The organism is Umezakia ovalisporum Ak1311, from assembly GCF_029891685.1.
GTDB lineage: Bacteria > Cyanobacteriota > Cyanobacteriia > Cyanobacteriales > Nostocaceae > Umezakia > Umezakia ovalisporum.
The window spans coordinates 63696-88084 of sequence record NZ_JANQDJ010000063.1 but is presented as its reverse complement, the minus strand read 5'-3'; the positions used below and the strand labels follow the sequence as shown (position 1 = coordinate 88084).

At 42.0% G+C, this 24389-nt stretch carries 19 protein-coding genes and 1 tRNA gene; 12 read left to right on the top strand and 8 right to left on the bottom strand.

The window, feature by feature from the left end; translation table 11 throughout:
- The first annotated feature begins 359 nt into the window (after positions 1–359).
- From NWP25_RS11840 to NWP25_RS11800, 8 genes are all read left to right on the top strand, one after another.
- The gene (locus NWP25_RS11840) at positions 360–2984 is read left to right on the top strand and encodes a WD40 domain-containing protein (protein ID WP_313959071.1); all 2625 of its coding nucleotides are present in this window, start codon (positions 360–362) and stop codon (positions 2982–2984) included.
- Positions 2985–3174: 190 nt separating this feature from the next.
- Positions 3175–4623, top strand: coding sequence for a hypothetical protein (locus NWP25_RS11830; RefSeq protein ID WP_280651644.1), 1449 nt, complete (start codon positions 3175–3177; stop codon positions 4621–4623).
- 213 nt (positions 4624–4836) lie between these two features.
- Positions 4837–5298, top strand: a complete 462-nt coding sequence (rimP, locus tag NWP25_RS11825; protein ID WP_280651645.1) for a ribosome maturation factor RimP — start codon at positions 4837–4839, stop codon at positions 5296–5298.
- Positions 5299–5532: 234 nt separating this feature from the next.
- Entirely contained in the window at positions 5533–6807 is a 1275-nt protein-coding gene (gene nusA / locus NWP25_RS11820) for a transcription termination factor NusA (RefSeq protein ID WP_280651646.1), read from the top strand.
- Between the two features lie 148 nt (positions 6808–6955).
- On the top strand, positions 6956–7231 hold the full coding sequence (locus tag NWP25_RS11815; RefSeq protein WP_280651647.1) for a YlxR family protein: 276 nt from the start codon (positions 6956–6958) through the stop codon (positions 7229–7231).
- 410 nt (positions 7232–7641) lie between these two features.
- Complete coding sequence (infB, locus tag NWP25_RS11810) at positions 7642–10740, top strand: translation initiation factor IF-2 (RefSeq protein WP_280699469.1); 3099 nt, start codon at positions 7642–7644, stop codon at positions 10738–10740.
- A gap of 693 nt (positions 10741–11433) precedes the next feature.
- Positions 11434–11631 (top strand): hypothetical protein, encoded by a 198-nt coding sequence (locus NWP25_RS11805; RefSeq protein WP_280651650.1) that lies wholly within the window; start codon positions 11434–11436, stop codon positions 11629–11631.
- A gap of 245 nt (positions 11632–11876) precedes the next feature.
- Entirely contained in the window at positions 11877–13589 is a 1713-nt protein-coding gene (locus NWP25_RS11800; protein WP_280651651.1) for a DUF1565 domain-containing protein, read from the top strand.
- Positions 13590–13708: 119 nt separating this feature from the next.
- Here the strand turns inward: NWP25_RS11800 and NWP25_RS11795 are convergent, their stop codons facing one another.
- Positions 13709–13978: a DUF3493 domain-containing protein gene (locus NWP25_RS11795; protein ID WP_280651652.1), complete on the bottom strand. Its 270-nt coding sequence runs from the start codon at positions 13976–13978 to the stop codon at positions 13709–13711.
- A gap of 33 nt (positions 13979–14011) precedes the next feature.
- On the opposite strand from NWP25_RS11795, the gene NWP25_RS11790 reads away from it, so the two are divergent.
- Positions 14012–14083 (top strand) — tRNA-Thr (locus NWP25_RS11790).
- Here NWP25_RS11790 and NWP25_RS11785 read toward each other — a convergent pair.
- The 4 genes from NWP25_RS11785 to NWP25_RS11770 all read right to left on the bottom strand — a co-directional run bounded on the left by NWP25_RS11785 (position 14083) and on the right by NWP25_RS11770 (position 18507).
- Positions 14083–14499 (bottom strand): hypothetical protein, encoded by a 417-nt coding sequence (locus NWP25_RS11785; RefSeq protein WP_280651653.1) that lies wholly within the window; start codon positions 14497–14499, stop codon positions 14083–14085. The two genes, NWP25_RS11790 and NWP25_RS11785, sit on opposite strands and share 1 nt — an antisense overlap.
- Before the next feature lie 464 nt (positions 14500–14963).
- Positions 14964–15239 carry a hypothetical protein gene (locus NWP25_RS11780; protein ID WP_280651654.1) on the bottom strand — a complete coding sequence of 92 codons (276 nt, stop codon included), beginning with the start codon at positions 15237–15239 and terminating at the stop codon, positions 14964–14966.
- Between the two features lie 699 nt (positions 15240–15938).
- Positions 15939–17312, bottom strand: a complete 1374-nt coding sequence (locus NWP25_RS11775) for an S-layer homology domain-containing protein (protein WP_280699467.1) — start codon at positions 17310–17312, stop codon at positions 15939–15941.
- Between the two features lie 925 nt (positions 17313–18237).
- Complete coding sequence (locus NWP25_RS11770; protein ID WP_280688560.1) at positions 18238–18507, bottom strand: hypothetical protein; 270 nt, start codon at positions 18505–18507, stop codon at positions 18238–18240.
- A gap of 113 nt (positions 18508–18620) precedes the next feature.
- On the opposite strand from NWP25_RS11770, the gene NWP25_RS11765 reads away from it, so the two are divergent.
- Both NWP25_RS11765 and NWP25_RS11760 read left to right on the top strand, forming a co-directional pair.
- Positions 18621–19826 carry a histidine kinase gene (locus tag NWP25_RS11765; protein ID WP_280651657.1) on the top strand — a complete coding sequence of 402 codons (1206 nt, stop codon included), beginning with the start codon at positions 18621–18623 and terminating at the stop codon, positions 19824–19826.
- 87 nt (positions 19827–19913) lie between these two features.
- Positions 19914–20174: a chlororespiratory reduction protein 7 gene (locus tag NWP25_RS11760; protein WP_280651658.1), complete on the top strand. Its 261-nt coding sequence runs from the start codon at positions 19914–19916 to the stop codon at positions 20172–20174.
- 164 nt (positions 20175–20338) lie between these two features.
- On the opposite strand, the gene NWP25_RS11755 is transcribed toward NWP25_RS11760, so the two are convergent.
- Complete coding sequence (locus tag NWP25_RS11755) at positions 20339–20902, bottom strand: DUF2854 domain-containing protein (protein ID WP_280651659.1); 564 nt, start codon at positions 20900–20902, stop codon at positions 20339–20341.
- A 305-nt stretch (positions 20903–21207) separates the two neighbouring features.
- Here NWP25_RS11755 and NWP25_RS11750 point away from each other — a divergent pair, with 305 nt between their 5' ends.
- Positions 21208–21390: a hypothetical protein gene (locus tag NWP25_RS11750; RefSeq protein WP_280651660.1), complete on the top strand. Its 183-nt coding sequence runs from the start codon at positions 21208–21210 to the stop codon at positions 21388–21390.
- Between the two features lie 146 nt (positions 21391–21536).
- On the opposite strand, the gene NWP25_RS11745 is transcribed toward NWP25_RS11750, so the two are convergent.
- Positions 21537–21950, bottom strand: a complete 414-nt coding sequence (locus NWP25_RS11745; RefSeq protein ID WP_280651661.1) for a response regulator — start codon at positions 21948–21950, stop codon at positions 21537–21539.
- A gap of 160 nt (positions 21951–22110) precedes the next feature.
- Positions 22111–24318, bottom strand: a complete 2208-nt coding sequence (gene ppk1, locus NWP25_RS11740; RefSeq protein WP_280651662.1) for a polyphosphate kinase 1 — start codon at positions 24316–24318, stop codon at positions 22111–22113.
- Positions 24319–24389 lie beyond the last annotated feature (71 nt).

Genomic DNA, 24389 nt, shown 5'->3' with positions numbered 1-24389 from the left:
GACTCCCAGTCTGGTAGCAGCGACTCTTGGAGGTACATAGTTTATTGGCATGGACTAAGTTTGTTACTTGTCCTACTATACTACAAAATGTCTGGGTATGTCTGACTATGTTAGGGTAAATTAAGTCCTATTTTTAACTCTTAGGCAACTAGGTTTTTATAGAGGTTGCTTACCGCTTCTGCTAATATTAACATATCCAAAGTTCCTGTGGCGTAAACCCCTTAAACAGCCTTCTCCCAAGGGGAGACCCCCAGAAAACATCCCTTGCCTGAAGTAAGAAATATGGCGCAATGCCCTTGTTACTCAGGGTTTTTCGGCATTTTCGTTATAAAATATTAATGAAACTACCGTCTTTACCTATCGTGTGGAATCCTGGGCAGCAATTATTTGGTGGACGCTACATCATCGAAAAATATCTGGGTGAAGGTGGAATTGGAATTACTTACCTAGCGAGAAATAAACAAGGTAAACTGCGGGTAATTAAAACATTGAAGCAAGAAATACTCAATAATTCCCGTTGGATAACAAATCAAAATAGACTCAAGCAAGATTTTAAAGAAGAAGCATTACGCCTGGCCTTATGTCGCCATCCTCACATTGTAGAAATCGAAAATGTCTTTAATCACAATGACTTACCCTGCATGGCGATGGAATATATCGAAGGAGAAGATTTAAGCAAGCGGATCAGCCAAAAGGGAGCATTGCCAGAACCCGAGGCCCTACAATACATTAGGCAAATTGGCGATGCTTTGACATTGGTTCATGAAAAAGGCCTGTTGCATCGTGATTTGAAACCAAGTAACATCATGATGCGTGCAGGCAAACCAGAAGCAGTACTGATTGATTTTGGAATTGCCAGACAATTTATTCCCGGTGCAGTTTTACAACATACAGAAAGTTTGACCCCTGGTTATGCCCCACCAGAACAATATGCGCCCATAGAAGAACGGGGAGAATATATTGATGTTTACGCTCTAGCCGCCACATTATATTCTTTGCTGACCGGAGAATTGCCTATGTCAGCACCAGTTAGACTCCAAAACTTTACGCTGCTATCACCTAAAAGTTTAAATCCGGGTATTAGTGACAGGGTGAATGAAGCAATCATGCAGGGAATGAAACTCAATTACAAATTTCGTCCCCAATCAGTGCAAGAGTGGTTAAATTTATTGGATAAGGGAATAATACCACCCACCCAACCAGAAAAATATTATCCCCATACAGTTTCAGTTTGGGAATGTGTACGCATCATTCCTGGTAATTCCGGAATAATCGCCTTTAGCCCTAAAGAAGATTTACTTGCAAGTGCAGCCGGCAGTGCTATTCACTTGTTATCGGCAAGTACAGGTGAACTCATCCGCACTCTGATTAGTCATTGTGCATCAGTTAATTCCCTAGCTTTCAGTACTGATGGGCAAATGCTGGCTAGTCGTAGTTATGACAATACAATCAAATTGTGGTCAGTAGCAACAGGCATAGAAATTCGCACCCTCACAGGTCATTCCCAATCAATTAATTCCCTAGCCTTCAGTCATGATGGGCAAATGCTGGCTAGTGGTAATTGGGAAACTATTAAACTGTGGAACGTCGCTACAGGTAGAGAAATTCGCACCTTCATTGGTCACTCTAAACCGGTTAACTCGGTGGCTTTCAGTGGTGATGGTCGAAGGCTCGCCAGTGGTAGTGGTAATCACACAATCAAACTGTGGGACGTGGCTACAGGTGCAGAAATTCGTACCTTCATTGGTCACTCTGAACCGGTTAACTCGGTAGCTTTCAGTGGTGATGGGCGAAGGCTCGCCAGTGGTAGTGATGATCACACAATCAAACTGTGGGATGTCATTACAGGTGGAGAAATTTATACCCTGACGGGTCATTTAGAGTCAGTTAACTCCGTAATGTTCAGTAGTAATGGGCAAATCTTAGCTAGTGGTGGTTGGGATAACAGTATTAAATTGTGGGAGGTGGTCACAGGGCGAGAAATTTACACCCTTAGGGGTCATTCTGAACCAGTTAATTCCGTGGCTTTCAGTGGTGATGGGCGAAGGCTCGCTAGTGGTAGTGATGATCACACAATCAAACTGTGGGATGTCCCTACAGGTAAAATAATTCACGCTTTCACTGCTGCTGACAGCAAATCTCTAGCTTTCAGTAATGATGGGCAAATTTTGGCTAGTGGTATTTGTGACCACAGTATCAAACTGTGGGATGTGGCTACAGGTAAAGGAATTCACACCCTCTCTGGTCATTCTAACTCAGTTCATTCCCTAGCCTTTAGTGGCGATAAGCAACTTCTCGCTAGTGCTAGTTATGACCACACAATCAAACTGTGGGATGTGGCTACAGGTAAAGGAATTCACACCCTCTCTGGTCATTCCAAATCGGTTAAATCTCTGGCCTTCACTGCTGATGGGCAAATTCTCGCTAGTGCTAGTCCTGACAAAACTATTAAACTGTGGGATGTTACCACAGGTAAAGAAATTCGCACCCTAATTCGACATTTTGGCTGGGTTAAATCTGTAGCTTTTACTAGTGATGGGCAAATTGTTGCTAGTGGTATTAGGGATAACACAATCAAACTGTGGGACATTACCACAGGGAAGGAAATTCGCACTCTTTTTGGTCATTCTAACTGGGTTTATGCCTTAGCCTTTAGTGGCAACGGGGAAATTCTCGCTAGTGGTAGTTTGGATAGAAATATCAAACTGTGGGACGTTACCACAGGTAAAGAGATTCGCACTTTCTCTGGTCACTCCAAGTCTGTCAATTCCCTAGCCTTCAGTGTTGATGGGCAAATTCTTGCTAGTGGTAGTCATGACCACACTATCAAACTTTGGGCTGTGGCAACGGGGAGAGAAATTTGCTCCCTCAGTCATTTTGATTCAGTTAATTCTGTTGTCTTTAGCCCCAATGGAGCTTGGCTGGTAGCCGGAGATGATAGCGGCAATATCAAAATTTGGCGATCGCAGTTACTTGTCAGATGAATTTGAATTTAAGGTTGAGAAATATTAAGAATTTAAAATCAGTGTAAAGTTCATTAATTAAATTTAATTACTTGTATAAAGGAATAATTTTGCCATCATTCTATAGAGGTATCTTGATTCACCCCATCATCACAGGTGAATCAAGATACAAAAGAAACAAGTGAATTTTTATGTATAAAAAAAACAAAAAATGACTAAAGGAAAATCATCAAAACCCCGCAACCTTAACTTTGAGAGATTGATGGCAGTGATCGCCACAGTGAATTTGTGCTTAGTATTGTTTGATTTGAGTTATGTACCTTGGCGAGATTTTTATTGGCGGAATTTTCCCCAAATCACCCAGATTTATGACCCAATTAAGGGAATTGAAGAGCACAGAGAAACGAAGAATTATTTAAACAAGGTAGATGCACTTCAAGAACAGGTTAGTAAAACGGGGTTAACCTCATCACAGGTTAAGACTAAATTAGAAGAATTTGACCGTCTTAGCACGGAAATGATTGACTCGAATCCATTTGCGGCAGCAAATAAAAGTGGTAACTTTGAAAAAGCTAAAAATCGCATGCGCGATCGCATCGGTAAGGAATCTGCAAAAGAGTCCTTTTCTCGATTTTGGAGTCAAGAATATCTATCGGCACAAGGGTGGAACCAAGAAATTGATTTTTTTAACAAGCAGATTCGTCCCTTAATAGCCACCAACTACTTCCGCCGCATTGGGGAAAATAGTGAATTGCTGGATAATTTTTGGCTCATTGACTTACCATTTGTCTTGCTCTTTGGTGCAGAGTTGCTGGCGCGTTCCTTTTATTTGCGCCGTCTTCATCCCGATTTCACTTGGGTGAATGCCATATTATGGCGTTGGTATGACCTATTTCTGCTGTTACCTTTTATGCGCTGGTTACGCATACTACCAGTAGTAATTCGTCTGAACCAAGGGAAGTTGTTGAATTTGCAACCGTTACAGCAACAAATAAATCAATCAATATTAGCTAATTTTGCGGAGGATCTCACAGAAATAGTCGTGGTCAGGGTAATTAACCAAATTCAAGGTTCAATTCAACGCGGTGATTTAACCAGCTGGCTCAGACGAAAAGAAAATTTGCGACCCTACATAGATATTAATAATATAAACGAAGTGGAAGCGATCGCAGGTATTTTGGTGCAAACAGTAGTTTATCAAGTACTGCCCAAAATTCAACCAGAAATCATTGCCGTTTTACGTCACAATATAGCCAGTACAATCAATCAAGTCCCCGTCTACCGAAATATCCGCAACATTCCCGGGTTGGGAGATATGCAACACCAACTCAGCGAACAATTAGCAACTCAAATCACAACTAACCTTTACAGCGCCGTAACTGCGGCCATGGAAGATTCTGCAGGCCTAAAACTCTCCAGTCAACTAGCCGAAAATTTCACTAAGGCTTTGGTGGAAGAAGTACAGCAAAAACACGTACTGGAGAAAGTACAAAGCTTGATGTCTGACTTCCTCGAAGAAATTAAGCTCAACTATGTCCAGCGCCTGTCTCAAGAAGACATAGATCAAATCATAGACCAAACTAGACAGCTAAGAACACAAACATCAGTTCAACCATTAGTAGATCAAGGTACTGTTCTCCCGATGAAGAAGGAAAGTTAGCTAAACATAAGAAAGAACAGTGAAATGGCGAGAACAAGGGCGGACAAAATTCACTAATGACTCATGAGCTACAACTATGGACTATTGACTATTAAAGAAATGCGCTAAACTCGGAATAGAGGCGAAGCATTACTGATTCGTCACAAGACTTCTTGGAAGATATCCCTATCGCAGGAAGTGGGTCGGTACCCACTTTTTTTATTGAAATTTCGCATGACTCATCCTTTGATTCCACAAATTATCGATTTGGCAACACCAGTAGCAGTAGAACTGGGCTTGGAACTCGTTGGCATAGTTTTTCACACCAACCAGCGTCCACCAGTATTACGGGTAGACATTCGCAATCTCCAGCAGGACACTGGCCTGAACGATTGTGAGCGGATGAGTCGCGCTTTAGAAGCTTCCTTAGATGCGGCAGAGATTATTCCAGATGCTTATGTCTTGGAGGTGTCTAGTCCCGGAATTTCACGGCAATTAATTACAGACAGGGAATTTATTTCCTTCAAAGGGTTTCCTGTAATCATCTCCACTTCCCAACCCTACGACGGACAGCAAGAGTGGATTGGCCAGTTGATTCGCCGAAATGAAAACACTGTTTACTTAAACCAAAAAGGTCGTGTAATCGAGATTCCCCGTACTCTGATTACTAGGGTGCAGCTAGATGAACGCCGATAGGGAAGGAACTAAGGTCTAGGGGCTAGAGACTAAAAACTAAAGTCCAGGGAGTAGAGTCTGACTTTTCTCTAATCCCTAATCTTTAATGCCTAATTTATAACTTTCCACCCCCTTGTACAAACTTGTCGCCAGTGGCTACAACAGGGGTAAACCTTGCAAGCGCTGGTTTATTAATGGCGTCTCTACTGTTTTTGCTCACTATTTTTTAGACTCTAATTTTAAAGGAGATTGCTTATGTCAATGGTTAGTTTACCAGGATTAAAAGAATTAATTGAAAGTATAAGTCGTGAGCGCAATTTGCCTCGTCTAGCAGTTCAGTCAGCTATTAGAGAAGCATTACTTAAAGGCTACGAACGTTATCGTCGTGCCCAAAACCTAGAAAGAAAACTGTTTGATGAAGAATATTTTGATAATTTTGAAGTAGAACTTGATATTGACGGAGAAGGGTTTCGCGTTCTTTCTACTAAAAGCATTGTGGAATCAGTAGATAACTCTGATCATCAAATTTCTTTAGAGGAAGTACAACAAGTTGCTCCTGAAGCCCAGTTAGGAGATTCTGTAGTGCTGGATGTAACGCCAGACCAAGGTGAATTTGGTCGTATGGCAGCAATGCAAACTAAACAAGTACTGGCGCAGAAACTCCGAGATCAACAACGCCAAATGGTGCAAGAAGAATTCCAAGACTTAGAAGGAACTGTTCTGCAAGCCAGAGTTTTACGGTTTGAAAGACAATCAGTGATTTTAGCAGTAGCCAGTGGCTTTGGTCAGCCAGAAGTAGAAGCTGAATTACCAAAGCGAGAGCAACTTCCCAACGATAATTATCGGGCAAATGCCACGTTTAAGGTATATCTCAAAAAAGTTTCCCAAGGACAGCAACGGGGACCTCAGTTGCTAGTATCTCGCGCTGATGCTGGTTTGGTAGTTTACCTGTTTGCCAACGAAGTCCCTGAAATTGAGGATGAAGTGGTGCGAATTGTTGCCGTAGCACGAGAAGCTAATCCCCCTTCCCGTTATGTGGGACCTCGAACTAAAATTGCTGTTGATACCCTTGATCGTGATGTAGACCCAGTTGGTGCTTGTATTGGAGCAAGGGGATCACGCATTCAAGTAGTAGTCAACGAATTACGCGGCGAAAAAATAGATGTGATTCGTTGGTCTCCAGACCCCTCTACTTATATCGCTAACGCCTTGAGTCCCGCAAGGGTGGATGAAGTCCGCCTCATGGACCCGGAAACAAGGCAAACTCACGTATTGGTAGCTGAAGATCAACTGAGTTTAGCTATTGGCAAAGAAGGACAAAATGTCCGTTTAGCAGCCCGTTTAACCGGTTGGAAAATCGACATTAAAGACAAAGCTAAGTACGATTATGCAGGAGAGGACACTAAGTTCGCTGCCGCACGGGCCAAATATCAACCAGAGGAAGATGATTTAGAACTAAAGGAGCTAGAAGATGAAAATCAAGAAGAACTAGAAGAGGAAGAATATTTTCAAATAAGTGATCAAGATTAATAAATTAATCTTGTGGAGTTCTGGTACTATTGTCAACATTACTAGTCTTAATGATTACCAGGAATCAATCATTCCACTGTAAGTAAAGATTCGTAAAGCCGACTTTATTTTCACAATCAGATTGCTCACCTGCTGTCAAGTAAGACCAATGAAACCAAATTATAGGCGTTGTATTAGTTGCCGCAAAGTAAGCTTGAAAGAAGACTTTTGGCGGATTGTCCGCGTCTTTCCATCGGGAAAGGTACAATTAGATCAGGGCATGGGGCGTTCTGCCTACATTTGCCCACAAACGAGTTGCCTACAAGCAGCTCAGAAAAAAAATCGACTCGGGCGATCGCTACATGCATCAGTGCCAGAAGCACTGTATCAAACATTGTGCCAGCGTTTAGCCCAACCCAATCCCCAAAATCAAAATTTAAACTAGGTGGAAAACCTTCTGGCGGTAATCCTCAGAGTATTTGTGCATAAAGCCGACTCCGCAATTTGCGGTGTGAATGCCAAAATGGTAAGTGGGTGTAGTTGAGCTGCGACTTTTTCACTGGAAGAGTGGCAGAGTAACACTCCCAAAAAGTTTTACTCGATTGTGTTGTGGAAGACTCAGAATCAGCAAAACAAAAAACTCAAGAATGGCAACCTGGTAGCGCCCAGGCGCAGCTTGGCAAAAACCATCATTGCTGGTGGAAATGCCAGAGTTAAACCGAAACATCTCTCTTTCCTGACTGGAGGCACCGGCAAAATCACCAAGGGCAACCTAAAAACAGTAATCGAAGGATGGAGATGTCGAAAACCAGGCAACCATCCGCTAAAAAACTGTAAATTAAAGGGGAAGAGTGGATGAACAACGGCAAAGTTAGAATCTACGAATTATCAAAGGAATTGAATTTGGATAACAAAGAGCTATTAGCAATTTGCGACCAGCTCAACATTGCGGTCAAAAGCCATAGCAGCACTATTTCAGAGTCAGAGGCAGAACGCATCCGCACGGCCGCTGAAAAACAGGCAGCCACCAACGTGATGCATAAAAAACAACAAGGTACATCAAACCATAAACTAAATTCATCACAAACTGGTTCTCGCAACCGACCTGCCCCACCACACAAACAGCAAATTTTGGAAATTCGCAAACCCAAAATATTGAGAAATAATACCTCCAACACCCCAGAAGCCTCTATGGCTAATAATAGTCAAGTCGCTTCCTCGGCAGTTAATTCTCCTTCACCACCACAGCCCTTCGATACACAAGTCTCACCCATGAAGCCGACGGCACCAATTCGACCTGTACCCCGGAATCAATCTGAGACCTCAGCAGAACCTGCAAGTACACAAGCAGATAAAGTTTCTAACACAGAGGCACCGGAAACAAGAGCAACGGGAAAACCTGAAAAAGCGGTTTCGCCTAGACCAAAAGCAGAAAAACCGCAAAAACCCCATCTGGTATCCCCACCAGCTAGGCCCGCGGCAGCAAATTCTCGTGTAGCTGCTGACCAGTTGACCGGGACGGAGAAACCAGTACTCAAACGTGATCAACCGAAGCAGAAGGTTGTTAAGCCAACTACCACGGATACACCACAAGCTCCAGTTCCAAAACAGGCTCGTTCTACTCCATCTCCAGTGAAATCGGAGTCAAGAGCAAATAAACCTTCCGCACCCACTCCAGTGGCGGATGCGCCAAAACCTAGCAGGCCAGTACGTCCATCTGAAGCAGTGGCGGCAATGCCAATTGCTACTCCGCCTAAACCGATGTCAGGCGCACCGGGAAAAGCAAATATAGCCACTGATGATGTAGCAGCCGAACTACTTGATTTAAAACGTCCCACACCACCGCGTTTAGCCAAAGGTGGTAAAAAGTGGCAAGAAGAGGAAATTATTGACGAAATCAAAGAGAAGCCTGGCAAGGTAGGAATTAAAGGCAAGCGGGTCAAACCAGTTGTAGAGGATGACTTTGAAGAGGATGATTTACTAGATGATGAGGATTTAAATTCACCAGCCAGCGTCCAAGTTAGTCTTTCTATCGCTCGTCCTCCTAAACCAAAAGCTGCTCGACCTGCACAGTCAACCAGTGCAGCAGTTATTGGCAGCCCAACTGCTAAAGTGAAAAGACCTGGGTCTCGCCGGGAGCAAAACCGTCGCCAAGAAGTTGAGATTAAGCGTGAGCGTCCAGAAAAAGTAGTAATCACAGGGCCAATGACAGTCCAAGAACTGGCGGATGTCTTGGTTGTTGCCGATACGGAGATTGTGAAAATCCTGTTCCTTAAAGGCATGGCGGTGAGTATTACCCAGAATTTGGATATTCCAACAATTACTTTGGTAGGTAAAGATCTGGAAGTGGAAGTTGAAACTGCCGAACCAGAAGCAGAAGCTCGTAAAGTCACAGAAATGTTGGATGTGGAGGATATGGAGTCACTCCAGCGCCGTCCGCCAGTAGTGACAATTATGGGTCATGTAGACCACGGTAAAACAACTCTGCTCGATTCAATTCGCAAAACTAAAGTAGCTTCTGGTGAAGCTGGTGGTATCACTCAGCACATCGGTGCATACCATGTGGATGTGGAACATGAAGGAAAGACGAAGCAGGTAGTTTTCTTAGATACTCCCGGACACGAAGCATTCACAGCTATGCGGGCACGGGGAACCCGGGTGACAGACATTGCCATTTTGGTAGTGGCTGCCGATGACGGAGTTCGTCCTCAAACCATAGAAGCTATTAGCCACGCTCAAGCTGCTGAAGTACCAATTATTGTAGCTATCAACAAAATTGACAAAGAAGGGGCACAGCCAGAGCGCGTTAAGCAAGAACTAACTCAGTATGGTCTCACTCCCGAAGAATGGGGCGGTGAAACTATCATGGTTGCTGTCAGTGCTATTAGGGGCGAAAACTTGGATACGCTCTTAGATATGATTCTCTTGGTGGCAGAAGTCGCAGAACTATCTGCTAACCCGGATCGCCCCGCTAAAGGAACAGTGATTGAGGCACACCTGGATAAGGCAAAAGGTGCAGTTGCTACCCTGCTAATTCAGAATGGTACTTTGCGTGTAGGCGATATGTTGGTCGCTGGATCGGCATTTGGTAAAGTGCGGGCAATGGTCGATGACAGAGGCAAGAGAGTAGATGTTGCTACTCCTTCTTTTGCTGTAGAGGTGCTTGGTTTAAGTGATGTCCCAGGGGCAGGTGATGAATTTGAAGTTTTCGCCAATGAAAAAGAAGCTAGAGCCCTGGCAGCTGCCCGCGCCGACAAACAACGTCTATCTCGCCTGTTGCAAGGACGTGTTACCCTGACAACTCTCTCGGCTCAAGCACAAGAAGGCGAGTTGAAAGAACTCAACTTGATCCTCAAGGCAGATGTACAAGGTTCTGTGGAAGCCATTGTGGGAGCTCTGCGACAAATTCCTCAAAATGAAGTGCAAATTCGCCTGCTATTGGCTACCGCCGGGGAAATAACTGAGACAGATATTGACCTGGCGGCCGCTAGTGGAGCTGTAATCATCGGATTCAACACCACCTACGCTAGTGGCGCTAGACAGGCTGCCGACGAAGCTGGGGTGGATGTGAGGGAATACAACATCATCTACAAACTCTTGGAAGATATCCAAGGAGCCTTAGAAGGTCTTCTGGAACCAGAGTTGGTGGAAGAACCCCTTGGTCAAACCGAAGTCCGCGCCGTCTTCCCTGTGGGTCGTGGAGCTGTTGCTGGCTGCTATGTGCAATCGGGCAAGCTTGTTCGCAACTGCAAAGTGCGAGTGCGTCGTTCCGGTAAGGTGGTCTATGAGGGTGTGCTTGACTCCCTCAAACGGATGAAAGAGGATGCCCGAGAAGTGAACTCCGGTTATGAATGCGGTATCAACATCGATAAATTCCATGACTGGGTTGAAGGTGACATGATTGAAGCTTTCCAGATGGTAACCAAGCGTCGTACACTAACATTGACGAAGTAGTGCTGGTTACTAATTGTTGGGCTATGAGTAAAAATGATGAGTTTTGAGTTGAAAAGAGTTCATGACTCAAACTTCAAAACTCATCACTCTCCACTGGCTATGCCTGCCATATTAACAGCACTCAGCAATGCCAGTTCCCAACTTGTTTATGGCTATATAAACCCTAGGAAATAATTCTCATAAATACCAATCATCCTTAAGATTGTAATGTGATTGGTATTGATTTTGGATCTAGGGATATGGCTCCTGAGCAAATCAAGAATTTAAAAGACAAATTTAAAAAACAAATTTTCTGGAATCACCGCCCCTTGACAATAAAAACCCTGGAAAGACAAAAGGTCTACTAGCCCGGCCCTAGGGGGCTTTTGAAACCTACGATTACGTAATTTTTGACCAACTCCTGTGGGTATGGGGATACTTTTAGTGCCTAATGACACAGAATTTGCCAATACAGAACGATTATCTTTAGAAAACATTAAGCAGGATTTAACTATTTTAGGTATGTGGGTTAATCAGAATATGGCCTGGTTATTTTAATACCTGGGAAAGATTAACCTAAGTCCACAAAAACCCTTAAAGTAGACCCTGATAAGTGTTAAGCGAATTATGCAGTTTTCTATGTAGGCGATTTTGTATTTGCTGCAAACGGAAACTGCCATAACTGTTGAAGTTAAAACTGAGGAATGACGAACTATGGCTCAAATTCCATCTGCTAGCCATGGCCAATTTTCTGCTGATCCGGAAACTTGGTATGGACTGAAATGCGCGATCGCGACTAGTTCAGGTTTTCAACGCTGGCGATTAGAACACTATACCCAATTGCAGGGACTTCACCTCGAACAACAGGTACAAAGATATTTACGAGACACTTTAGAAACTTTAGCTTATTAAAAATTCAGCAAATCTTCTCGACCTACTTGCAATAAAAACCAAGGGGCTGCGGTTTTAGCCCATATGGTAGCAACAGTCGAGAATCCCCGGGCTTTTCAGCCGGGGAAAAGTAAACTGTTTTCTGGCGAAACTTAGCTGATTCATTGGTAGTCATCCAACATAGTTAGGTCTGGATTAAATAGCTCAGAACTGCTATATTTGACCGTGTTTAACTAACTATAAGTTCAGCTAACCAAAGACATAAAATGAAATATCGCGATTTTCATATTTCTATGGCTGCGCCACGCAAGCTATCAGCAAAAAATTTTCGCCTTTTGTTTAACATTCACCGAGGATCCAGTATAACCCTGGGAGTGGGACTAACAGCTTTGTTCGTCGCGTCTGGCAGTTTTGGATTACTTTCTAGTCAAGCAAATGCTGGTGCTAGCCAGCAAGAGGCAACCCCTTCGACCTTAATGGCGCAAGTTCCCACATCTACAACAATAATTTACGTTAATCCACAAATCGGTGTAGATACAATTGGTGCCGGTACTACCGAAGCTGCACCCTACAAAACCATTACTTTTGCTCTCAGACAAGCTCCACCAAGCACAATTATTCAACTAGCCCCAGGCAGTTATAACAGCGAATCTGGGGAACAATTTCCTTTGTTACTTAACCCAGGAGTGACCCTACGAGGGAATGAATCTAGTAAAGGTCAAGCAGTATTAATTACTGGCGGCGGTTTTTATACTAGTCGTACCTTTGCTAGACAAAACATTACTATCTTAGCTGCGGAAAATACCAGTGTTCTAGGTTTAACAGTGACTAACCCAAATCAGCGTGGCACTGGGGTTTGGGTAGAATCTAGTAATCCTACAATTAAAAACAATACTTTCAGAAACAGCGTCAGAGAAGGTGTTTTTGTTACAGGGACAAGTAATCCCAAGGTTGAAAATAACTTGTTTGTACAAAACCAGGGTAACGGTATTTCCATAGCTAAAACCGCCCAAGGTGAAATTCGCAATAACTTGTTTCAGGATACAGGTTTTGGTCTAGCGATAGGTGGTACTTCCACACCTCTAGTGGAGTCTAACCAAATCATCCAAAACCAAGATGGTCTGTATATTTCAGAATCTGCAAAACCTGTACTACGTAAAAATGTAATTCAAAACAATAAGCGGGATGGCCTTGTTGCTACTGTCAATGCTGAACCTAACCTTGGTACCAATGAAAATCCTGGTGGCAATCTTATTCGCGGCAACACTAGGTTTGATGTAAATAATGCTACTTCTAAGAATAGGATTCTCGCTATTGGTAACGATATTGATCAAAGCCGCATTTCTGGTCAAGTAAATTTTGTAGCTACGACTGTTGATTTGCCTACTGGTCAAAATACTTTTGCAGATGTGCCAGAAGGTTATTGGGCAAAAGCTTACATTGAAGCCCTAGCTGCTCAAAATATCATTGCAGGCTTTCCTGATAGCAGTTTCAAGCCCAATGACCCTGTAACTCGCGCTCAATTTGCTACCATTGTCACGAAAGCTTTTACACCACCAATTAAACGTGCTGAGATTAATTTTAAAGATGTAGCCAGCAACTTCTGGGCCTACGGCGCAATTCAATCTGCTTACCGCAGTCAATTTCTTGCTGGTTATCCTGATGGTAGATTTCAACCACAGCAGCAAATTCCTAGAGTACAGGCACTAGTTTCTTTGGCTAATGGTCTAGGTTTAACTGCCAATAATCAAAATGTTATTTCTGTTTACAGCGATGCTGCCCAAATCCCTAACTATGCAGTTAGTCCGGTAGCTGCTGCAACTACACAGAAATTAGTAATTAATTATCCCACAGCTACACAACTGAATCCCAACCGTCCGGCAACCAGAGCAGAAATTGCTGCCTTTGTTTACCAGGCACTTGTAAATGCTGGACGTGTGGAAGCAATTCCCTCGCCTTATTTAGTAACAGCTCAGTAAATTTTAGCTTTGAGACCCCTTTAAGCTTCCCCGGTTTAGAAAACCGGGGATTTGCGAAGAATCCATTTAACCAGTTGTTTAACCCGTGGTCAAAGTATCATGATTGACTTTTTAGGTTTCTATGAACGGGTTTGCCGATTTTTATCTTTCTTCCAGAGAAAAATTATCACAGCTAAAATGCCGAGTTGAAGAGCCAAATTAGGCACAGTGCTATTAACATCTTCTCCAGCAAGGACTTGAAAAAAGAAAATAAATGCACCAATCAAAGCAGATGCGCCAAAACCGATATAAATGAATTGTCGTACACCACGATAGGGTGTTGCCATTTCCGCTTTGAGGCGGGCATATTGTTCAGGGTTAAGGCGAGTTTGAGGATTTGGTTTTGCCATGAGTAAATAATGCTATAATATCCTACTGTATACGCCGATGTGGCTCAGTGGTAGAGCAGCTGATTCGTAATCAGCAGGCCACGGGTTCAAATCCCGTCATCGGCTTAAGGGTTACAAATTATAGTTCTATTCCCCCTACAAGTCTTGATGATGTCGTTATCTCCCTGGATACCAATGATATCACCGCCATTGGCTGTGGTTATGCGGTCATTGCCAGCAGCAGTGGTAGTGTTTTGATTTCCATGACCAGCAGTACCTAAATCTGCTTCCATAACAATATCGCCGGAAGAAACTTCCAAAATCCAGTTATCCTCCAAGGTAACATCCTCACCAGCTTGCAAGACAATATTTCCACCCCTAGTCCTGACATTAACACCATTACGGATGATTATGTAATCATCATTTCCAGCAGATTCCCTGGCTATGATATTGATGTCTGCGGTAGCAGTTATATTATCTGTTTGAATAACAGGACTACGAGCTAGGATATTAACGCCACCAGTCGTAGTTACTTCCCCCATGGTTAAAACTCTAACATTTTCCAGGTTTAAAGAGCCACTAAGGTTAATGCTACTTGCCTTCATCTCGCCCCGATTACGAATAAACCTCGGGCATTTTATTTGATGAGAAAAGAGTTTCCTGACTTGCTATGACTTCCTAGTTTCTGGACTTTCAGTTATTTTGTGAGGGCGGCTAGCTATATCTGTACTAAAACACTCAAACCCTATGTTGCTCAACACAGAGAATAGTTAAGTTAAAATTATTCAAGGGTAAAGGTGTTATTAACTGGCTTTTATCCCCTGCCCAAAAGAGGGTTAATTTTTTACCCCCACATCCAAAACTTAACCTCAAGGATTTTTAGGTTATGTGCTGTCTGTAGAAAGAGAGTTTACTCTCTTTCTAGACTTTTCCCTCTAGACGTTTTTAATGTGGATTTTATTTAGGTAAAGTTTATTTCGTTTCGGTGGAGCCCCATAAGAGTTAATTATCCATTAAAAACATCTAATTCTTCTGTAGGAGCGTTAGCAATTTGTATTTCTTCTTCCTCTTTTGCCTTGGTTTGAGATTCCGTTGGTGTCCCGCCAGACATACTTTTTAATTGCTCATCGGTAACTTGCAAATTAACCATAGTAGTCGGTGCATTATTCAAAAACTCAACTCCAGTGGCTACCTCCCGATATGGACGATTTAAGAGATAGTTGAGTAAGGCATCACGCTGCTCTTGTGTAATTAAGTATACTTTTTTCTGAATCTGCGGCATAAATTACTGCTCCTTTGTCTGTCAAATAAATCAACTTTGATGAAGATATCAGAGTGTCTCTTAATGTTCCGGAAAAAATAGGTATACCCCTAGCAAATAAATTTACCAGAGTTTGCCAATACAATGTATGGTAGTCAGTAATGAAAATAAAGCGTAAATTTATACCTTATACACTCATTGAAAATTTAGGTCTAAAACCCCGTTACCCTGGGACCGCTGTGTTGATACTTAGCCACAACAGCAGCAAGTTGCCATTATTTTATTGGGAAACCTTAAACGGAAGTAATTTTATGGACAAATGTCCTCAAGCTACTTTTCCCTGTGTTACCCGGAATAGGTAAATTGCAACACCCTCTATCCTTAAGCTAAAAGCCCCGGGCAATACTTTTATGGCTATATTTAGCCCAGGATTAACATCTGGTTCATCACACTCAATAATAATTGTTCCTGTGGATGGTATTTGGTAGCCCTTTAATTAACCATTGCCTTCCACCACCAATGTGCTGTCTTTTAAGTTACTCCTGCTTTTTTAGCGTAATCTGATCATGTCACATACGCTATTTACGATTAATGAGTATATCTGGGTATTCATTTAATAAATATTTACAACACCAGACTAAGGTCTGATAGGTTGCGTTTCATCCCATCTCTAGACAGTAGGGTTTCTAACGCTTCCACAAGAGTACTGATAGTTTAAGTTTAGTTTGGCGATCGCTTGAGGTTCAATGCCTCGCCGGCTGATATGCCTTCATCTTGAGTACCGAAGTAACTTAAAGCAGCAGCAGCTTCACCGCGAGAAACTGGTTTTTTGGGCTGGAACAAGGTTGTATAACCAAACACCCGACGAATATTTGATTGTTGCCCATTTTGAAAATCTGCCAGGACTGCCCGTAATGCCTTGGGGTCAATTTTTGCCGTATCTTGAAAACCCCAGGTTTGGTTGACTGCTTCTAAATTGGCAGTAGGTAAGGGTTGGCGAGTATCTAGGGGTATTTTCCATAGAATCAACTGTTCTCGTGTTAGTGGTGCATCAGGACGAAATAAAACTGCAGTAGAGTCCCCAGATAAAGGACTGGGAATTAACCCAGTTTCAGCCAAACCTTGAATGACTGGAAAATCAATATCGGTTTTTGGCACGTCACTAAAAGTTGCTGGAGTGCTTTGTGGCGCCAAGCGAATTTGTTTAGCCGGATTATTAACATACATGGCATTGTTAGCCGCAACTAGCCAACGGGCATATTCACGGCGAGTAATGTTTTTAGTAACTTCAAATAAGTTAGTTATGCTGTCGTTAGAGCTATTTTTAACTTCCTGAGACTTTAAAGATAAAACACCCAAAGCTGCTAAGTCCTGGATAGGTTCTAGCAGTTCTGGTGGTGCTGCGTTGACATCGTTGAACTTCTGAGATTTTTGTGTAGTTGTTATTTGGCTACCGGATGTGTTATCCGACTGTTTTGGCAAATCATCAGGTAGCTCTGAACCAAAAACATTTGAATTCTTGGATTGAGAACTTGGAGTTTCCCTGGGTTCTGCTGCTGCCCCTGTACTAGATACGTACTCAATAAATAATGCAGTAGCTGTTTGTGGTTGATCTGGTTTGGGGTTAGTAATTGATTGTGGCTGAATAGACACCTTTACCTCCAAGTCATCGCGACGGACTTCAAAGGTATCTGGCAAATCATCTGTAGGCTCTTGTAATATCTGCCAATCACTTTTCTGAAACTGGTCACTATAAAAGCTAGTAATAAAATTGCTGGGGTCAGAACTTAACCAGCGAGTGACTACCCTATTTTCGGAGCTACTAGCAGGAATTACTGACTCTAATTTAGCATTGGGATACAAAGGGATATCCGAGGGAAAATCAGATGGTAATTGAACTGTCGGTTCTTTTTGCCTTGGTTGCCCTTCATTGCTCTGAGATTCACCAAAGATTGCTGGGTTATTTTTTAGCCTGGGATCTGCCGCCAAAGACTGTTCTAGGGTTTTGGCAGTGGGACTGCCACCACAAGCTGTTACGGAAGTCAATAAAATAGCCAAACTCAGCAAGACAGCTGGACGTTTACGGAAAAGCACAGGAAATTACAAATCACGTTTCAATTCCTACCCTAACGCAGACTGTCACAACTAAACTAAATTCAAAAAATAAAACCTTAATTTATGCACGGGAGATGTTAAAGTTAAAACTATTCTAAAGCGTTTAATTAACTTCGAAACCAAAAAGCGTCCTATTATTGGCAAACGGGCAAGTCCTTTGAGCCGAGCTTGAAACCTGAGAACCTTCTCTCAATGTTGAAATGGGAGCGATCGCACTACATAGGTATAGTTTAGTTAAACAGCACCATGGGATAAAGTAACGGTATTTTCCGGTTGTTCCGGTGTTTGCCCGTGAGCAACTGTCTTTTTTCCATTTGTAACGCTTCTAGCTGCTTAGGAGGTTGGTAATTCAGCAATAATTATTGTTTTAGTAAGGCAACAAGTTCCAATCTTGGATCTAACTTATCCAGGGGTATATCCCCCAAGTTAACCATGAAGCCATAATCTAAGCCTTGATTCATTGAGTTCAAAGCGATCCCCTACAATCTGAAGTGCTAAACTAAGATTAAATCCATCCTTAGCATCACCCAAAAAGGGGAAAGGATAACCCTCATTTAGTCCATCAGTTTAGTTCCGGTGTAGAAAAAGGGACTGCTGGCTTTCCTAGTTGGGGATATCATGCAGATGCAAAAGAAAGTACGGGATCTAATTGGCGTTGACCAGCGACTAAGGGGCTCTGTGTGACTAAAGCTAATTCACTGCGTCAAGATAGAAGTATGTCTAGCCCTGGGGATGGTTTTAATAACTCCTGGCTAGAAGTATACAAAGAGCAGTAAATTTGATTTGGGGCTTTAGTTAATCGATTAGGTAGGGGCAAAAGGTTTCTCGATAAATCCATTTAAGAAGTACACAAAGTTTAGATATTTTGTGGCTGACGATTCACAAAACTTTCCACGCCTTAAACTTAAATGGTTAATTGCCCTCTCACATATCCCAGAGGATTGGGATATGGATCTGTGGGTTCCTCAATAGGAGCAATCAAATCTATCTGACCCTGCACCAATCTTGCAGCTTGAGTATAAAACTTTTCACTTGTTGGCTTTGATGTAAGATTTTGAATTAGGGAAGGTTGGGACTGATATTCAGTGGCCAAAGTCCTTCCTGGAACAAAAGCTAGACCAAAAAGCAGTAAAAACCTGAAAAATAAGTGTCTCATGTCAAAAATGCCGAGCATATAGGAGTATTGAAAATCTAAAATAGATATTAAATTGAAGAAAATGAACGACCATCGACAACCGTCCATCTATTCTACTTTCTGTTAAGCGAAGCGTCGCCAGGTTGTTACCAGTGCTGAAACACGATTACATGCAAGTTTCCCAGGATCAGCCTATTTATTCTGAGGCTCCACTCCAACTGTTACTATTTGTCGATGGACGACCAAAGTCTCGACAACAAGTGCAGCGTATCCGTGCTTACTTAAAAGAATTACAGGCTGAGTATAACTTTGAACTTCAACTCATCGATGTCGGACAACAACCCTATTTAGCAGAACATTTTAAGTTAGTTGCAACGCCGGCTTTAATCAAAATTCACCCAGAACCCAGGCAGATTATAGCTGGGAGTAATATTATTGCCCAATTGAAGAACTGGTGGCCTCGCTGGCAAGCGGCCGTAGATGCTTACTTAAAATTGCAAGAAGACTTACAAGAACGAATCGATGACAATAGTCGGATGTCATCACCTAAATCAACAATTCGTTCTGTGGCTGTTTCTGCGGAACTAATCAAACTCTCAGACGAAGTTTTTCGCTTAAAACAGGAAAAAGACAAACTTCAGGAGCAGTTAAATTTTAAAGACAGGGTAATCGCGATGCTGGCCCACGACCTCCGCAATCCCCTCACAGCTGCGGCCATAGCCATAGAAACTCTACAATCTAATTACAATATAGAGATGGCTACATTTACGCGACTTAAACCCACCATGGTAGCACACTTGTTAAAACAAGCCCGAAGTCAAACCAAGACAATAGACCGAATGATTGCTGATTTGTTGCAGGTAGGACAGGGTAAAGACACAGAGATACCAATACTACCACAAAAAATGGAAATTGGTAACCTCTGCTTAGATGTGTTAGAAGAGTTGCGCGATCGCTACGTTGCCAAATCCCAACATATAGAAACCGATATTCCGCAAGATTTACCGAACGTATATGCCGATCCAGAGCGCGTACGCCAAGTGCTGATCAATTTGTTGGACAATGCCATCAAATACACCCCAGAAGGTGGCACAATTAGCATTGCCGGATTACATCGCACAACCCAAAAAATTCAATTCAGTATCGGTGATACTGGCCCTGGAATTCCGGTAGAAAAGCGTGATCGCATTTTTGAAAATCACTACCGACTGCAACGTGATAAAAGTATAGATGGTTACGGCATTGGTCTTTGTTTATGCCAACGCATCATTCAATCACATTACGGGCAGATTTGGGTAGACTCTACACCCAATGGCGGTGCATGGTTCCACTTTACCTTGCCAGTATATCCATCTTAGGTGGGGGTTAGGCTAAACAAGTTTCTTGTTTCTGATTGTGCTGAAAAGTTTGTTTCAAAATCAAACCCTATTGATCAAGTTTTATAAATGCCAGACTCATTAATGTATCAGCAGGATAATTTTGTTGTTCTGGAAACAAACGAACCAGAACAATTTCTCACAGCCGATGAGTTGTTAGACAAACTCAAACTTGTGTTAGAAAAAATGAGGAATCAGGATTTGCCCATAGATTTACAAAAGTTTGAATCTGTAGATGCTCAAGCAAAATATTTAATTGATACAAGTTGTGAATTAGATCTTGGTCCGGGAAAATATTTGCAGTGGTACGCAATACGATTAGAAAAGTAGCTTTGGAGTCAATTAGCTTTTCCTCATGTCGCCGAGAATATTACACAATATTAAACCAGTTTTTAAGATGGTGGAAGAAAGAATGTAGAGACTTGTAATACTTAGTCTCTACTATGGTTCTGGAACACCATATTTAATTCTGTAAGTTCTACAAAATCGCTGATTTAGGCAGTCTGAGTTACTTTTGGTTGACTCACAATTGCTAATTCAATCATATTTTCGCCAAGCTCTGTAATTTTAATATCTACACCAGGTCCAAAGTACCGTGTCATTTTCTCCTGTTTCTCCTGCCAATCATCAAAGGAAATGAAGGGCGAATCGAATAATAAAATTAAGGCATAAGCTCCATTAATTTCTGTTTCTCTTAAGCTGGTGACTTCTGGGCGCTCTTCATCTGTGGGACTCAGACCAAGATAAGACAAAGCTTCATCTAAGTGAGCCTCTTGACCGTAGCAGTATCGGGTAATGTCCTTACGAATTTTATTTTGTGTAACGGTGGCCTGCTGCTCACGTAAAAGTAATAGTGATGCCGTGGTATCTTCGCTGAAGGGTATGGGCGGAATCTCATTGGCTTTAAGTGCTAGTCCTCCTAGAAAAAGAGGAAACCCATAGAAAAAGCCTACAAGATTAAGTGTAGCGTTATCAGCAGCGTAGGCAGCGAAACCAACAATGATTAATATGCCGCCAATGGTTAAACCGATAGTCCCTAAAGAAATTTTACGAAACATGAGCTTAGGATATTACAAATTCTTAACATCTCAGCTTTTATTATCATCGCTTATTGGTCACATTGACATTTTCTACCCTAACCTGACAATGTAAAGTATCGCCAAAATTGCCTTTAGGTTTTCCCGTTTTTCGTCAACAAAGGTTCATAGGTCTGGAGGGATGGTTAGTTTTGCCAATACCCCGCGCTGTACTTAACTAGCTCCCAACCCTAAAACTTCCATGGGTGGGAGAGGTAATTAATCCCTTCCATACTCGATTTTGGGTTAACTTTAAATTGAGGCTATTTGAAGAGTGGAACAAAATAATGGATTTACAGACTATAAGAGAACGAATTACCGCAGTTCAAAGCAAGCGTGAGTACCTGTTAAGCCTTTTGGAGCAGCCAAACTTAGGTACTTTGAGAATTGATGTCAATCAAGCTTTGGAAGAAATGGATGATTTAATTGATGAATTTAAACGGACTATTCCGGGAACAAATAATAATTAGGCTAAACTATGTAAAATAATACACACGACAGCGCTGGTGTCTCCGTGAATTAGCGGTTGAACCGGCGCTTTTTGTTTATAGACATTTTTCAGCATCCCAACACAAAAGCCACAACAACTCATCCACCAATCAGTTTGCAACATCACTTATTTGAGGTTAATGCTTCCGGCTCGTTCTCCTAACTCTCTGACTAAAGTAATGAGGAAAGTTATAGGGACATCTTTTTGACAAAAATCGTCAAAGTGTCCTGTTGTTTTAGCTCCCCAAAAATTTGCATCTTCCACTGATGAATAAGCCAGAATCTGAGTATTAGGAGCAATTGCTTTGATGTGACTAGAAGCACTCCAACCATCCATAATTGGCATTTGTAAATCTAGAACAATTACGTCAGGTTGGCAGCTTATAACCATTTCTACAGCTTCTTGACCATTGGAAGCTAACCCGACCACTTGGAAATTTTCTTGAGAAGAAAAAGCTAATTTTAAACTTAAACGTGTAAGTTCGTGATCATCAACCACTAGAACACGCAATGTTGTAGACTTACAATAAAACATTAACATTCAAGGAAATCAAAAACTGATATAAAACCCCTATAGTTTATGAACACAAATACAAATAATCACCCTATCTTCTCATTGAATACATTTTATTTTTCCATGGCAATTTGTGAGATAAGTTATGAAATAAGCAACTTTTGCCCTCAAAACAGAATTTAGTTATTTATCTGTATAATGAGGACTTTTTTTTAGAATCAATCAAGTTCGAGGTTGTACCAGTTGGAGGTAATGCCATATTGATAAGAGTTTTTTGTGAATTAGTTTCTGGACAATCTTCACCGGGACGGCGCTGGATGTAACTAGCATCACATTGCAATTCCCAGGCTTGACGATTATCTGCTAACATAATTCCCAAAACTTCTTGTAAATCTTTGGCAATATCTAGGTCTTTGATGGGGGTAATTACTTCCACTCGGCGATCTAGGTTACGACTCATCCAATCGGCACTACCGATGTAGATTTCCTCTTGTTCATTGTTATGAAAATAATAGATACGAGAATGTTCTAAAAAGCGGCCGATAATGCTAATAACGCGAATATTTTCACTGATGTCTTTGAGTCCGGGACGCAAACAACAAATACCTCGAACAATCAAATCTATTTGTACTCCAGCGCGAGAAGCTTCGTATAAAGTGGCGATAATTTGTGGATCTACAAGTGAGTTCATTTTGGCAACAATGCGTCCGGAAAAACCATTTTGCACATTCTCTATTTCGCGATGGATTAATGCCAAAAACCCCTCGCGCATATTCACAGGTGCAACCAGTACTTCTCGATAAGATTTTTGTCGAGAATAGCCTGTTAAAAAGTTAAATAAATCTGTAATGTCCGCAGCTAATTCTTCCCGACAGCTAAATAACCCCAAATCTGTATATAACCGGGCTGTTTTAGGATTATAGTTGCCAGTACCTATATGTATGTAGCGGCGCATTCGGTCTTTTTCTCGTCGCACTACCATGACGGTTTTGCAATGAGTCTTGAGTCCTACTAAACCATAGACAACATGGACACCGACTCTTTCTAAACTCCTAGCCCAGTAAATATTATTTTCTTCATCAAAGCGCGCTTTGAGTTCTACTAATACAGATACTTGCTTACCATTTTCCGCAGCTGCAATGAGGGCTTTGACTATAGGGGAGTCTCCAGAAGTGCGGTACAGAGTCATTTTAATAGCTAGCACATTTGGGTCGTGGGCTGCATGGGTAATAAAGCGCACCACTGTTGAGGAAAAGGATTGATATGGGTGGTGCACCAACAAGTCCTTTTCTCGAATCACCGCAAAAAAGTCTTGACCTTCTTCTACTTCTAAAGAGTCTGAATTTAAACTTGGTTCTCTTAACCTTTGCAGACGCAAAGGGACTACAGACTGGCGTGGTGGTTCTTTGAGTTGGGGTAGTGGCAAAGACATAAAATACATTAAATCCCGGAGTCCTAAAAGACCATCCACTTCATAAACATCATTTTCTGTCAAGTCCAAATCTTGCAACAACCGGGAACGAATGGGGTCAGGAGTTTGGGATTTAATTTCTAATCTAACGGGAGTCCCCCCCATGCGGCGTTTGCGTAGTTCTTGTTCAATGGCTAAAAGCAAGTCATCTGCTTCATCTTCTTCCAAAGCCAAATCAGTATCGCGGGTAATGCGGAAGGGATGATACTCTTGTATGTTCATACCTGGAAACAAAAACTCCAGGTTATGAGCAATTACCTGTTCTAACGGTACACCAGTCCAATGGACAGTTTTTCCGTTTTCTGATGTTTCTAAGTCTGGTGGTAACGCCAAAAAACGCGGTAGTACGTTGGGGACTTTGACCCTGGCAAAAAATTCTTCTTCAGTATCTGGATTTTTGACTACAACTGCCAAATTCAGACTGAGATTAGAAATGTAAGGGAAAGGATGACTAGGATCAACAGCTAAGGGAGTGAGAACTGGAAAAATTTGTTCTTCAAAGAACTTGTCTAAGTAAATCTTTTGTTTCTGATTTAAATTAATGTAGTCCAGGATATAGATACCATGACTAACCAGTAGAGGTTGTAGCACTTCTTCCAGTTGTTGGTGCTGCTTTTTCACCAAGGGAATCAGGGTTGATCTAATATCATCTAGCTGTTGTTGGGGTGTGCGACCATCAGGAGTTAGTTTGGCAACTTTGGCTTCTACCTGTTGCTTCAAAGCTGCAACCCGCACCATGAAGAATTCATCTAAATTGCCGCTAAAGATCGCCAAAAATTTTAATCTTTCCAAAAGCAGTGTCCGGGGATCACAGGCTTCGTGCAGTACGCGACTGTTAAATTCTAACCAGCTTAACTCGCGGTTAATGTAATATTGCGGATCGTTCAAATCAATGGGATTGTTGTTCTTCTTTGATTTCGGCATGACGATCACAGGGTAGCTAAATTAAGCTATACATCTGGAGGACTATAAATATAGTAGATGAAATAGGGCTT